Source organism: Bacillus pretiosus (assembly GCF_052947655.1).
On the sequence record NZ_CM129593.1, the window covers coordinates 2,981,680 to 2,995,106 of the forward strand.

General features: G+C 35.4%; 13 protein-coding genes and 1 pseudogene. 3 read left to right on the forward strand and 11 right to left on the reverse strand.

The genetic code is table 11. The annotated features are described in order from the left end of the window. Positions 1-238: 238 nt before the first annotated feature. From ACU8YW_RS15330 to ACU8YW_RS15360, 7 genes are all read right to left on the reverse strand, one after another. On the reverse strand, positions 239-826 hold the full coding sequence (locus ACU8YW_RS15330; protein ID WP_426934614.1) for a GNAT family N-acetyltransferase: 588 nt from the start codon (positions 824-826) through the stop codon (positions 239-241). A gap of 465 nt (positions 827-1,291) precedes the next feature. Beyond that, positions 1,292-2,620: a YjiH family protein gene (locus ACU8YW_RS15335; protein WP_426934613.1), complete on the reverse strand. Its 1,329-nt coding sequence runs from the start codon at positions 2,618-2,620 to the stop codon at positions 1,292-1,294. Between the two features lie 113 nt (positions 2,621-2,733). Further along, on the reverse strand, positions 2,734-3,612 hold the full coding sequence (locus ACU8YW_RS15340; RefSeq protein WP_426934612.1) for an aminoglycoside phosphotransferase family protein: 879 nt from the start codon (positions 3,610-3,612) through the stop codon (positions 2,734-2,736). A 4-nt stretch (positions 3,613-3,616) separates the two neighbouring features. After that, positions 3,617-4,129, reverse strand: a complete 513-nt coding sequence (locus ACU8YW_RS15345; protein WP_088609239.1) for a GNAT family N-acetyltransferase — start codon at positions 4,127-4,129, stop codon at positions 3,617-3,619. Between the two features lie 23 nt (positions 4,130-4,152). Continuing rightward, positions 4,153-4,617 carry a DUF2691 family protein gene (locus ACU8YW_RS15350; protein WP_098133152.1) on the reverse strand — a complete coding sequence of 155 codons (465 nt, stop codon included), beginning with the start codon at positions 4,615-4,617 and terminating at the stop codon, positions 4,153-4,155. Positions 4,618-4,850: 233 nt separating this feature from the next. Beyond that, a complete protein-coding gene (locus ACU8YW_RS15355; protein WP_088063892.1) occupies positions 4,851-5,285 on the reverse strand; it encodes a ferritin-like domain-containing protein in 435 nt (144 codons plus the stop codon). Between the two features lie 190 nt (positions 5,286-5,475). Next, positions 5,476-6,696 (reverse strand): YhgE/Pip domain-containing protein, encoded by a 1,221-nt coding sequence (locus ACU8YW_RS15360; protein WP_106382936.1) that lies wholly within the window; start codon positions 6,694-6,696, stop codon positions 5,476-5,478. 132 nt (positions 6,697-6,828) lie between these two features. Here ACU8YW_RS15360 and ACU8YW_RS15365 point away from each other — a divergent pair, with 132 nt between their 5' ends. Then, positions 6,829-7,446 carry a TetR/AcrR family transcriptional regulator gene (locus ACU8YW_RS15365; RefSeq protein WP_088063894.1) on the forward strand — a complete coding sequence of 206 codons (618 nt, stop codon included), beginning with the start codon at positions 6,829-6,831 and terminating at the stop codon, positions 7,444-7,446. Positions 7,447-7,501: 55 nt separating this feature from the next. Here ACU8YW_RS15365 and ppsA read toward each other — a convergent pair whose 3' ends face one another. Next, complete coding sequence (gene ppsA / locus ACU8YW_RS15370) at positions 7,502-10,108, reverse strand: phosphoenolpyruvate synthase (RefSeq protein ID WP_426934611.1); 2,607 nt, start codon at positions 10,106-10,108, stop codon at positions 7,502-7,504. A gap of 120 nt (positions 10,109-10,228) precedes the next feature. Further along, positions 10,229-10,363, reverse strand: a pseudogene (locus ACU8YW_RS29210) (YolD-like family protein); the annotation flags it as partial. A 204-nt stretch (positions 10,364-10,567) separates the two neighbouring features. Here ACU8YW_RS29210 and ACU8YW_RS15375 point away from each other — a divergent pair. Both ACU8YW_RS15375 and ACU8YW_RS15380 read left to right on the forward strand, forming a co-directional pair. Next, a complete protein-coding gene (locus ACU8YW_RS15375; protein ID WP_098200585.1) occupies positions 10,568-11,425 on the forward strand; it encodes an MBL fold metallo-hydrolase in 858 nt (285 codons plus the stop codon). A gap of 293 nt (positions 11,426-11,718) precedes the next feature. Next, entirely contained in the window at positions 11,719-12,195 is a 477-nt protein-coding gene (locus ACU8YW_RS15380; RefSeq protein WP_306007910.1) for a YndM family protein, read from the forward strand. A gap of 36 nt (positions 12,196-12,231) precedes the next feature. On the opposite strand, the gene ACU8YW_RS15385 is transcribed toward ACU8YW_RS15380, so the two are convergent. Together ACU8YW_RS15385 and sasP are read right to left on the reverse strand one after the other, a co-directional pair. Further along, positions 12,232-12,747, reverse strand: coding sequence for a DUF3231 family protein (locus ACU8YW_RS15385; RefSeq protein WP_426934610.1), 516 nt, complete (start codon positions 12,745-12,747; stop codon positions 12,232-12,234). 294 nt (positions 12,748-13,041) lie between these two features. Then, positions 13,042-13,254: a small acid-soluble spore protein, SasP family gene (gene sasP, locus ACU8YW_RS15390; RefSeq protein ID WP_306007912.1), complete on the reverse strand. Its 213-nt coding sequence runs from the start codon at positions 13,252-13,254 to the stop codon at positions 13,042-13,044. Positions 13,255-13,427 lie beyond the last annotated feature (173 nt).

Below are 13,427 nucleotides of genomic sequence, written 5' to 3' on the forward strand. Positions count from 1 at the left end.
CTTGTTATTTATATATAAAAGGGTTTTCATTTAAAATTGAGGATTATCAATTCATTTTCATTTGCGGTTTTCATTACATGTTTTAAATTCATAAGTTTATTACCATACAACTACATTGTAACGAATTTTTTCTCAGAAGGGAACGATGAAACAAAAGGAATTAAAATAAAGTAGCATTTTGTAAGAAAAAAGGTATATTTTTCATGTATTACGAACAATATACCTTTCAAAACACGAATTATAACTTTTCTTTATACAATTCTAATTTTTCCAATAAACGAGCTTTCACTATTGGCCATTCGCTTGCAATAATACTATACACAACTGCATCTCTCACATGACCACTTGGTAATTTTCTTTCATTTCTAAGCACACCTTCTTTAACTGCTCCTAAACGTTCAATTGCTCGTTGTGCTTTTTCATTTCTTGCATCCGTCTTAATTTGTACTCTCAGCATATGCAATTTTTCAAAAGCATAGTGAAGAAGTATATACTTACACTCTGTATTTATACTCGTACGTTGCACACTTGGATGATACCAAGTCTGCCCTAACTCGACTGTTTTATCTTCTACTGAAATATTATATAGACGTGTACTTCCTACAATCGTATTCGTCTGTTGATCCACTACAACGAAAGGCATTTGAGTACCCTTTCCATAACCCTGTATCGCTTTTTGAACGTATTGTTGCATATCTTGCGCACTATCCATTTTAGAAATTAAATACGCCCAAATATCCCGATTTCCTTCTACAATCGAAAACAAAGTTTCGACATCATCACTATCTATTATCCGTAACTTTGCTCTTTCGTGAATTATTTCCATTTGAAAGCCCCCTTTGTTGTTACTATATCATATGAAAAGAAAACGTTTTATAAGAATAACAGAATGTATTTAAAACAATTCCTTTTCAAATATATTCTTCTCGTATAAGGCGGGAAAGCTCATCACTAACCTTTAAAAAGGAAAATTTTGATAATTCCCAATAAATGCTATATAATGATAAATGGGAGGGGATGAACATGCTAGATCAAATTACTTGGGGAACACCAGGCAGCTTATTATGCTTAGGTTTCTTTTTTGCAGGACTAGGAATCTTCTTAAGAAGCATGACGTCATATTCAAAAAATAAATAAAAACATCACAAAAACAGAAAATAGTATATTTTCACGTTTTAGGATATTTGATTTTCTTAGCATGATAGTGATGTGGAAATACCCCGATTTTAAACAAAAGAAGCCTTCCTTTTACAGAAGGCTTTTTTTGTTAGAGATTTATCTTTTTAAAACTTTAAAGCAACAAATAAGCAATCGGCGTAATAATAAGTAACGTTAAAATCGTTCTTTGTACATAGAGAATAATAAGTTCTGAGACTTTTAATGGAATGTCTGTCGATAAAATACAAGGAATGGAAGCTGAGAAGAACAATATAGATGATACCGAAACAACCGCAATGACAAACTTTGTCACAAGTGGTGCACTTACAACTAAAAGAGAAGGTAAAAACATTTCTGCGATACCAACGGATGCGGCTTTAGCAGCTAGTTCTGCTTCTGGTAATTGTAATAGCCATGTAAACGGATAGAAAATATAACTAATCCAATCAAATATTGGTGTGAATTTCGCTAAGACGATACCAATTAATCCGACTGACATAATGGATGGTAAAATGCCCATTGTCATGATAAATCCGTCTTTTAAATTTACTGCGATATTTTTCATAATACTTGGTGCAGATTTCGATACTTCTAGCGCATCTTCCCAAGCGCGTTCTAGCATTTTCTCTTTATAAACGGGCTCTGGGAACCCTTCTTCTGTTACATATGTATCTGGTTTTCTACTAAGTGGTGGGATTCTTACGGTGATAGCAGTTACGATGAATGTTACAACAAGAGTAGTCCAAAAATAAACATTCCATAAATGCATAATGTCTAATGTTTTTGCGATGATGATCATAAATGTTGCGGATACTGTAGAAAAGCCTGTAGCGATGATCGCTGCTTCTTTTGTCGTATACTTTCCTTCTTTATACACGCGATTTGTAATTAATAAAGCTAACGAATAACTCCCAACAAAGGATGCAACCGCATCAATTGCTGATCGTCCTGGTGTATTCCATAACGGTCTCATAATGGGACGGCAAAACGTACCGATAAATTCAAGTAATCCGTACCCGACTAATAACGCTAAAAAAGCCGAACCAATTGGCACGAGTAAACTTACCGATATGACTAGTTTTTCATACAAAAACGGCCCTACATCTGGTGCAAAGAACCAAGCTGGCCCTACTTTCAAGCAATATAATACACCAAAGACAACACCAACTACTTTTAAAATCGAAAAACAAATGTCTACGATAGATGCATTCCACTTTTTCGTATAAAACGGATAAATCGCACCTATTATCATAACGAGTAGTGCATAATAAGGTACGACGCTCGGAACCGAAGTCCTGATCCATGATACGATATGATCAATCATAATGGACGAAGCACCGTTTATCGTAACTGGTACGAAAAACATAAACACCCCAACTAGACTAGCGAGTATAAACCGGAGAATAACCCCCTTCTCACTCCCAGTCTTAATTACATTCCTTTTTAATTCAATTTCACTCAAAATTCGACACCTCCTATTATCTAAATATTCTGTATAATTATGTTAGATTCCTTCTTTCAGTTTCTAATATTTAATTATATAAAAAAAGCCTATTTTAAAATAGGCTTTTTCTACTATCTCTCATAATCATCCACAATTACTTGAATAACACGATGCGATTCTTCTGCCACTATTTTATTACTAGTCTTATTCGCATCATATGTAATCAACGCCTTCCAAAGTGCCCATCCTCTCGCTCTATTCCACGTTTCTTCATCTATGCACAATACTCCTTTAAATACGTTTCTGCTACTTTTATCAAAAAATGTCCATGCCATCGCTGCATCACAAGAAGGATCGCCTACTCCTAAAATCCCAAAATCAATTACGGCGCAAAGCTTTCCGTCCTTAACGAGTAAATTTCCTGGTGCAACATCCCCATGAATCCAAACTGGCTTACGCTTCCATGTTGACTGAAGTGCTAAATCCCAAAGATGCTTTAATACTGTTTCATCAAAAACGTCCTTATTATTCTCGATAGCACCTCTCGCTTCTTCATCATATACAGATATAAGCCCGCCTCGGTAAAAATTATGTGCTCCAGCTATCGGTCCATTACTCGCATCAATGGATTGCAATTCTACTAAAAATGCACCTAAGTCCGCCGCAAATTCATTTAAGTCACGAATATTTTGTTTCGTAACTGTTTCGCCCTCTATCCATTTATTAATAGACCAAGGCCATGGATACGATTCAGACGGATTACCTTTCGCAACTGGTGTAGAAATCGGTAAAGAAAGCTCCTTACTTAATATCGGTAACCACTTATTTTCTTTCTCTACTTGTGGTGCATATGCCGCATCACTTGGCAACCTTACACTCATCTCATCCCCTAAGTGAAACGTTCTATTATCATGCCCACTAAACTTTACAGGTCTCACTTCTAAATGTGCCAATTTAGGAAACTGTTCTCCTATCAACCTTTTAACTAAATCAGTAGGAATTTGATTCATCCACTTATCCCCTCCTCTTTTGAAACTTACTAAGTCCTTCTGTACTCCCAACATATTCAAAACCATTTCTCTTATAAAAATCATTCAACGTACGATTATGTCCCACACAATCTAGCTTCAAAAACTCTTTGTCACAGTGCACATTCTCGTCTATCCATTGTAAAATCCACTCTCCGATTCCATTCCCCTTATACTTTCGTTTCACTGCAAATCTATGAATATATAAAGAATCGGAAACATTCTCTTTACCAAAAATACGCTCGTCCCATTCATTTTGTTTAGGAGATACTGTAACTGTACCGATTATTTCATCTTCTTTCATAACCACATATGTATATTTCTCTCTTATCCCTTCTAGTATTTCAGCCGTAGCCTCTCCACCTAACAGATACTGCCATTGATCTACTTCTTTATGTTGTAACCACTCTGCTACTTCTCTTAATAGAGTAATAATGCTATCGCTTTCCTCTTCAATAGCAGTTCGAATTGTATATTCTTTAACTGTATTTCTCTCCATATTGCCGTTCCCCTTTCAAATGACTACCCTACTGATAATCGCGTTCTACCGTCATTTTCATCTGTAACGTATTCAACATAATAACCTTGATTCCTTGCGTTTTCATACATCAATTCAATCTTTTTTTGATCTTTAGCGTAAATTGTGACGTATGTACAATCCGCAACTAGTAAAACTAATTCACACTTACTCTCTTTAAATTCTTCATATGTTTCAATAGCTACTACTTCCTCTCCTTTTGAATACGCTTTTAAATCTGCAAAAATAACATAATATATATTGTCTTTAAATAATGTTTTCAAATCTGATCCTTCCACTATACTTGGTTCTTCTGGAAATAATGCCTCATCCAATCCACCACGTGCTATTAAGTATGACTCCTCACTACCTACCCACCAATCATATGAAGAAATATCAATCGGCTTTAACACTTTCCAAAGTAAATTATCATATTCATTTGGAATATCTACTGTAATTCCTCTTTTCATTTATTTGCTCCTAGCTTATTTATTTTCGTTTTCATTTCATACATTATATACCAAATTCAATTACTATATTTTGTCGATATCTATGTAACTTGTATTTCACCGCGAAAAAAACCGTCCCACTACTTATGAAACGGTTTCTTTCTGCTTATATTTAAGTTTTTCATGCAATTGTTGCAATGCGCTTTAAAATAATTTCTAATATATTCATCACATCAGCCATTCATTCTTAATGCTCACTTCGTCTTCACAAAATAATATAAAAACCACACTGCATGATTTTGTTCATCGGCAGCTATTCTGCGCAATAACTCTTTCATATGTGCATCCGATGCTTCATCTGAAATTTCCAAGTAAAAATCTACTGTCTTCTGTTCATCTTGTATTGCGAATTCTAATCCTTGTAAGTACGTATTTGGACATTCTTCTGTAATTTGTGGTTTCGGCTGCTGACCACTTAAATTTGTATAGATTTGTACAAAATGATGAAAATGCTTTATTTCATCGTTACGAATTTCAAGAATTTGATTTCGTTCCGCCGCATTTGGAGCCATGTTGGCTAATTTCGCATAGCAATTTATAGCACTAAACTCTCCATTAATTGCTTTCTCAATATCACGAATCAACTTATCATTTTGCCTATACCAATCATAATCATTCGAATTATACATCGTATCCCCTCCATTATTTCACATAACATTTTATGCAATTTGAAATAGCAGGAGCATGTATACAAAAAGGAACTGCAAATCCGAACTCTTCTATTCCCTTTAAAATATAGAAAAACCTATCCTTCTTGATTTCCCGATAAGTTAATAAAAAGCAAAAAACGCTTCACTCCTAGTGAAACGTTTTTTGCTTTTATGCGTTTAATTCCGTTTTTTGTCCCTTTACTACACTACGTTTGAAAGCAGTCGCTAAAATAATAACCATACTTACTACGCCAATCCAAACGAGCACAGTAAGGGGTGTACTCCAGCTTAACCCTTTTCCAAAGAAGAATATTTCTCTAAGTCCTTCAATCATAAATCGCATTGGCAACCATGCGTACACCCAGTCTTGATAAAATGGCGACAACATTTCAGGTGCTAACGATAATAACGGTGCCCCAAAGAAAAGTAAGAGTGCGAATACACCAATTCCTTTTAGTCCAACTAATGAAAGTACCGCTGATATCATTAAGAAGAAGCTAAAGGACGTAATTGATAAAAACAGTGCCGTATCCGTGAAATTCGAAATATTTAAACCTACCATACCATCCGCGATCCATGTGAGGCCAAATCCAATTACAAGTGCCACGACAGCCCCTGTTATTATTTGTTTTAGTTTTAATACGAAGTTTTCTTTTCTTGTACCTACTCGCATTTTACTTATCGCAATAAAAATAATTGCTGCGCTCGCTAAACTTGCAATCCATAACGGCTGGAATAAAGACATCGGCGAGTTACCGTTCGCACTATTTTTGCCGATTTCATTCACATTTTTCACTTTCTTTGCAATAGGTGTTATTACATTTGAAACTTGGTCTGCTGTTAATGTAGCTCCTTTTGCTTTCAATCCTTCTAATAGTTGTGTACGAACAGTATTGTTCATATTATCAACGATCACATTTAACATTTGCCCCGCCATAGTTGAAGCTGCTGTATTCATTCCTTGATTTATGAATATTTCTACCTCTGGCGAAGATGGCTGTGGTGTTCGTAATGATGCTTGTTTTGTGCTAAAGTCTTTTGGAATAACTAATGCTGCGTAATATTCTTGATTATTTAAGCCTTTTTGAACTGCTTCTTTATTTTTCACTTCTACCCACTTCACCGCAGGTTCTTCATCTGATTTTGATGTCTTTTTCATATTATCAACAATCGTTTGCCCCATATTCATCTTCGGTTGATTCGGAATTTCTACTCCTTGATCCTCATTTACAATTGCGATTGGCAAATTTTTCGGCTGTGGTTGAACGGTTGGAAATAACGTTAATGAAAAAATAAAAACAACAAGTAGTGCAATAACTGGTGATACATATAAAAGTTTATTTTTAAACATTTTCTTTTCTCCTCCTATAGTTTGATTTATAATAACCAACAACGTGTTGTTTATTTATATTTTGAATTATATGTTCGAGTTGAACCTTATACAATAATCAAAAATCGTGAATGTGTCGGTTATAAGACACATTCTTGAAAAGTGTTGAGAAAAATTAAGGAGGGACATGCTTTGCGCGATAGTAATTTAGATTTACGTGTTATTCGTACGAAAACTGCCATACGAAACGCATTGGTTGAGTTAATTGAGGAAAAAGGTTTTGACGCCATTACAGTGAAAGATATTACAACGAAAGCAAACATAAATCGCGGTACTTTCTATGCACATTATCAAGATAAATTTGATTTAATGACGAAATGCCAAGAAGAAATTATGTATGAGTTTTCTAGCATTGCCAAACAGAGATTGCCTGAAGTTATTGCTGATCTTGGGTCAAACCCTTCCCCAACAATGCCGTTTATACTTATTACTTCTATTCTTGAATTTCTAAATGAAAATAGTGATTTTATGAAAGCAGTATTAAGCCCAAAAGGAGATTTATCTTTCCAAACAAAACTGAAAGACTTTATGTGGAAAACACTATTTGAAGATACGAATGGTGCTCTCATTAATAAGGAGAATTTACTTGTCCCAAGCCAATACTTAACTTCATATATGGCATCTGCTCATATAGGTGTCATTCAGCAATGGTTAAATAACGGGCAAAAAGAAACACCTGAGGAAATTGCTCGTATTTTATCAACAATCGCAGTTCATGGACCTTTTTATGCGGCTGGCTTAAAAAAATAAGTCAGCTATATAATAAAAGATCATCCACTATAATAGCGGATGATCTTTTATTTCATTACAACACTTCAATATACCCTTCAGTCCCATGTACCCGAATTCGTTGCCCATCTTTTATTCGTTTCGTAGCATTCTCTACCCCGACGACTGCTGGTAATCCATATTCACGTGCAATCACTGCCCCGTGAGTCATAAGTCCGCCAACTTCAGTGACTAACCCTTTTATAGACACAAACAATGGTGTCCAGCCAGGGTCAGTAAAAGCAGTAACTAATATATCTCCTTCTTCTAAATTCGCTTCTTCCATGTTTAAAATAACGCGAGCTCTTCCCTCAATCACGCCTGAAGAAACAGGCAGGCCTACAATCGCATCAGCTGGGAGGTTTTCTCGTTTATATTTGCCTGTAATGATTTCTCCATCAGACGTCATGATACGAGGAGGCGTTAGTTTTTCATATAATTTGTAATCATTTTTTTGTTTTTGTATCAGCTCGTAATCTAGTTTATTCGTGCGAACAACTTCGTGAAGTTCTTCGAAAGTTAAATAGTATATATCATCGACCTCACGAATGACGCCGCTCTGCACAAGTTGCTCAGCTTCTTTCAATAATGCCTGCTTATATATGAAATAACGATTAATCATGCCGTATTTTGGATATTCACGATAACCGATAAAATTACGGATATTACGAACCATCCGCTTCATCTCTTCTACTTTTTGCTTTCCGTTCGGCAAGTGCTGCAATCGATTTACTAACTCTTCTTCTTTTTTCAAAGCTTCTTGCAGCCCTTCTTCAAACTTCCGTTTACTAGCACCCGCTTCAAAGTCTCTTATATTATTTAAAATCATCGGGATAATTGTAGTTGGCTTTTCACTCCAGCGTGTTTTCGTAATGTCAATTTCTCCACTACATCTCATTCCGTATTTATTTAGAAAAGTTAGAATGGCATCTCGGGCTTCTTCTCCACCTTTAAACTGAACTATTTCATCTAAAAAGTTATCGTTTTCTACATGTTGTAAATACGTAATAACTTCTTGGTACGGCCGAATCACATCAGCAACGTCCAGTAATGCTAGCCCCATTTCAGACGTAATATTGTTTTGTACCGATTGAGAAAGTGTGTCTGCTGCATTCTTTTCGCCTAGCCAGTGCTCCATCTTTTCATTCATCCATGTTGAAGCATTCATACCAGCCATAATGACAGCGATACTTTGCGGATTAAATAATACTTTCTTTAATTGCTGGATGTCTTCCAAAATAAAATTAAGTACATCCACCCCTGATTTCATGTGCATGTTTCGTTTTAACTCTTCGATTGATGCTTCACTATTCTGTATTAAATTCGTAACGATTGCCGGATCATTTTCGATTTCTGGTTGCGAATTTGCAGGTTGCTTACTTTTACTAACACTCTTTTCTTTTTCATCATCCGGCAACAATGTAATAAAATTATCTCGCTCGATTATAGTTGTTAATGCATCTCTTACGAGTGGATCTGATTTTCCTAAAGTGTTTATTAAATAATCTCTGCTAGCAGGTGAAGCTAATTGTTGCGTAGCATCCACAAACAGCCGTCCTCCCGCTTTACGCATAGGAGCATTAGTCGTTAACAGGAAAAAAGATAACCCAAGCGGTTTCATCGCATCGGTCATCATTTGTTGATGGCCAACTGATATATACACATGATTTCCCCCATCATTTTCTTCAGGAATTGGATATAAAGTCGTAATGGGGCGACTTTGGACAATATAAAATGTATCATCCACTAAACACCATTCAATATCTTGCGGACAACCAAAATAAGCTTCAATCTGTCTTCCAATCTGTGCTAGTTGTAAAATTTGTTGTTCAGACAATGTTTGAATTTTTTGCTGAGCCGGATCAATCTGTTTCGTCTCCGTTCCGCCCTCTTTTAAAGCATAAATAGCTAATTTTTTAGTTGCTATCATCTTTCCGGTAATTTCGCCTTCTTTTACTTTATAATTATCGGCAGAGACCAGTCCTGATACTAATGCCTCACCAAGTCCAAAACTGGCATCAATTGATACTACCTTTCGGTTAGAAGTAACCGGATCAGCAGTAAATAAAATTCCCGAAGCCTCAGGGAAAACCATTTTTTGAACGACAACACATATAGAAACTTGATTATGTTCAAAATCATTTTGCATGCGGTACATTACTGCTCGCTCTGTAAATAAAGAAGCCCAGCACTTTCTTACATGCTGCAAAATCGCTTCTTTACCGATAATATTTAAATACGTATCTTGTTGACCAGCAAACGAGGCATACGGTAAATCTTCAGCCGTCGCACTAGAGCGCACGGCATACGCATGTTCATTTCCAAAACGTGAGAGATAATGAGCTACCGCTTCCACTACTTCAGAAGGGATTTTTACTGCCATAATGACTTCTCTAATCTTCTTACTCATTTCACCAATTTGGGCTCGCTCTTCCTTTTTCAACTTTGTTAGTTGCTGCAACAAAGTTTGAAGCTCCTCATTTTGCTCGATGGCCTTTTCATATCCTACCGTTGTAACACAAAATCCTTCTGGCACTTGTATCCCTTGAACGCTTGATAACTCCCCTAAATTCAATCCTTTTCCACCAACGAGTGCAAGCTGCGTGTTTTCTATTTCCTGAAAATCGAGAACGAAAGAACTCATTTACCATCTCTCCTTACTATGCATGTGTTCTTGATTGTAGCAGTAGTAAATACGAATAAACAGTCTATTTCGAACTTGATTTACATGATATAATTAAGTTAGGAAGAGATATTCCCCCCTCTAATTCACTTCAACTACATCACCAAACTTAAACATCCTTTGATTATGAAAAGCATCGGTACAAGTAATCGTCTTATTTAATGGATTTATATCAGCTACTGTTATGTAATTTTTATATAAATGCACATTAAAATATTAAGATGAATATTTTATTAACTCATCACCCTCCTCAAAAAAATTGTAGAAACTATTATATAAATTCATATGTCTCCACCTTAATTCTAGGACTTAATTTTTTTTTGTAATCCCCCACTAATTCTTTTTTCAAATGTCCCAAAATGGATTCGAGAAATTAGGGAACTATAATGTCGTATTGAAACATATTAAGGGGGATAAAAGGTGAACAAGGAAATGAATTATGGAAGTGATTACAAGTTTATTCCAGCAACTTCAATTGAAAGTGGTCATGGCCTTGAAGTATTGCCTGATTTATTTTGTTACACGATTCAAATCGTCAACATATGTTTTGTTGGAAATCCGCATACCAATGATTTTGTTTTGGTTGATGCTGGAATGCCTAAATGTGCAAATGAAATTATCTCCGTTACTGAGAAGCGATTTGGTACAAATAGCCGCCCAAAAGCAATTATTTTAACTCATGGGCATTTTGATCATGTTGGAGGAATAATTGAACTCATTAAGTATTGGGATGTTCCAGTCTATGCCCATCAACTGGAGATACCGTTCTTGACTGGACAACAAAGCTATCCTGAACCAGATCCAACAGTTGAAGGTGGTATGGTAGCCAAAATGTCTCCCCTGTTCCCTAATGAACCGATTGATTTAGGAAATAGCGTAAAAGTACTACCTACCGATGGAACTGTTCCACATATGCCAGAGTTTAGATGGATTCATACACCAGGGCATACTCCTGGGCATATTTCATTATTCCGAGAAAAAGACCGAACTTTAATTGCTGGGGATGCTTTTGTTACAGTGAAACAGGAATATCTATATAAAGTATTTACTCAGGAACAGGAAATAAGCGGCCCCCCTCGTTATTTAACAACAGACTGGAAAGCCGCTAAAGAATCAGTCATTAAATTAGAAGAAGTAAAGCCTCTGGTCGCTATTACTGGACATGGGATACCAATGTCCGGTGAATTGCTATCAACAAGCCTCAAAACACTCGTTCAAGAATTTGATAAAATCGCTGTACCCAATTATGGAAAATATGTAGACAAAAAGATACATTAAACATAAAAATACTTTTTCTTCTTATATTTAAGAAACAAAATCAAAACAGAAAAAGTTATTAAGTTTAATATAAAAACACTGTACTTAGGCAACATCTCTATTATAAGAATGGAACTACACCTTGTGAATAAAACTTGATACTCCGCAAATACTATACGTAGTATAAGCCTGCTTTTTACCCAGGTTGTACTTCTTACCATTAAAGGGTGATTAAAACGGGTTACGCTATATAGCATAACCCGTTTTTTATGAAATATTTTATTCCATATACGTTTAAACAATGGAGGAAAATGATGAAACATATTGTTGCTTTATTAATTAAATACACAGTGATAACTGCAGTATTACTAATGGTACTCGGTATCTTTCAAGGCATTTCAATTCCTAGAGTATTACTCATTTCTCTTTTCCTAACAGGAGCTGCCTATTTAATCGGCGATCTCTTCATTTTACCTAAATACGGAAATATGATTGCTACAATGGCAGATTTCGGCTTAAGCTTCTTCGGCATTTGGCTACTAACATCCTTATTTACGAATTTAGATGCTACTCGTAATATTGGCCTGTCTTCATTTATTGCCGCATTAATTATTGGCGGAATAGAGGTTTTCTTTCATATTTATATGAAGAGATTAGTACTGCGTAACGACGATGAATTAAGAAATCACAATCATATTCATCATGATAAATATGCTATGGAAATGTCAGATGAATATATGGATTCTTCTACAATAAATAAATCCAAAGTTGAGGATACATCTAAAAAATAAAAAAGTGGCCAATGCCACTTTTTTTATTTTTGTTTCTTAAGCTTGATCAGAATTTCTTACATATAACGGAGGTGGAACTACCCACCCTTTTTTCTTACTTAAACGCAGCAAAGTTACACCTGCTTGCGCTTTTTTCATATGAAATTGGCCGAATAGCATCCCTACATCTTCTCGAAGACATTTCCCCATCACTTGACTACATGTCACAAGTCCAGCTGCTAATCCTGTAGCAACAGCTGCTGCTATTTCAGCATCATTAATACGCGCTCCTGGAGGAATATCTTCGATAGATGCAACTGGTCGTTCTGGAGGAGCAGGAGGTAAAGCTACGCCATTAACCTTTAAAAGAGTTTTTAACTCTTCTATTTCCGAGTTCATATCATTTTCAATTAAGCTTTCTAAAAACTTCTTCAAATCTTCGTCACCTGTGTGATTCATAAATACTTGATGGCTTGCAAGTGCACCTTGTGCAACGAGAAGATAACTCCAAATATCAAATACTTCTCCGTAATGTAACGGTTCATTTTGAGGATTTCCACTTAATATACCCATTTTTAAATTCCTCGCTTTCGAAAATATCATAATAAATATTGATTTCAATATTGAAATCAAATTTTTAAGTATGCTTTTTCCTGCAAAAGATTTTCTACTATGCATGGAAAACACCTTTCCGACACCGCGTGTTTATTGTTTAGGAAAGTAGTTTACAAATAAAATACTCAAAGATTATGAAAGAAGATTATCAATAATCTTTGAGTGAGAATCCATTTACTATAAGGGTTTTTATTTTTATACATATACAAAAGAAATTGATTTACATATGTGCTACATTGTATTTCAATTTACTTAGCGGTTAGCTCTACCACCAAGTTGTTGTTCAGCCATTGATACTAAACGTTTTGTAATTTCACCACCAACAGATCCGTTTGAACGAGCTGTTGTATCTGCACCAAGTTGTACACCAAACTCTTGTGCAATTTCATATTTCATTTGATCAAGAGCCTGTTCAGCACCTCGAACTAACAATTCATTACGACTTCCACTATTATTGTTTGTCATATCGTTTCACCTCCGATTTTTTTAATATGCTACAAATTATGAAATAATAATTATCCTTTTTGTGGGAATTAGATTATGAATAAATATTGAGTTTCTTCTTAAAATAGGGCAAAAGATATAAGAAAGAAGAGTTGCTATAACGTACTTTCATAACAACACTATGTATAGATTTC

Excerpts from the sequence above, each read along its gene's own strand:
- ACU8YW_RS15355 (WP_088063892.1), bottom strand. The coding sequence starts at position 5,285 with ATGTATAATTCGAATGATTATGATTGGTATAGGCAAAATGATAAGTTG.
- ACU8YW_RS15380 (WP_306007910.1), top strand. The coding sequence starts at position 11,719 with ATGAAACATATTGTTGCTTTATTAATTAAATACACAGTGATAACTGCA.
- ppsA (WP_426934611.1), bottom strand. The coding sequence starts at position 10,108 with ATGAGTTCTTTCGTTCTCGATTTTCAGGAAATAGAAAACACGCAGCTT.
- ACU8YW_RS15340 (WP_426934612.1), bottom strand. The coding sequence starts at position 3,612 with ATGAATCAAATTCCTACTGATTTAGTTAAAAGGTTGATAGGAGAACAG.
- sasP (WP_306007912.1), bottom strand. The coding sequence starts at position 13,254 with ATGACAAACAATAATAGTGGAAGTCGTAATGAATTGTTAGTTCGAGGT.
- ACU8YW_RS15350 (WP_098133152.1), bottom strand. The coding sequence starts at position 4,617 with ATGAAAAGAGGAATTACAGTAGATATTCCAAATGAATATGATAATTTA.
- ACU8YW_RS15330 (WP_426934614.1), bottom strand. The coding sequence starts at position 826 with ATGGAAATAATTCACGAAAGAGCAAAGTTACGGATAATAGATAGTGAT.
- ACU8YW_RS15385 (WP_426934610.1), bottom strand. The coding sequence starts at position 12,747 with ATGGGTATATTAAGTGGAAATCCTCAAAATGAACCGTTACATTACGGA.
- ACU8YW_RS15345 (WP_088609239.1), bottom strand. The coding sequence starts at position 4,129 with ATGGAGAGAAATACAGTTAAAGAATATACAATTCGAACTGCTATTGAA.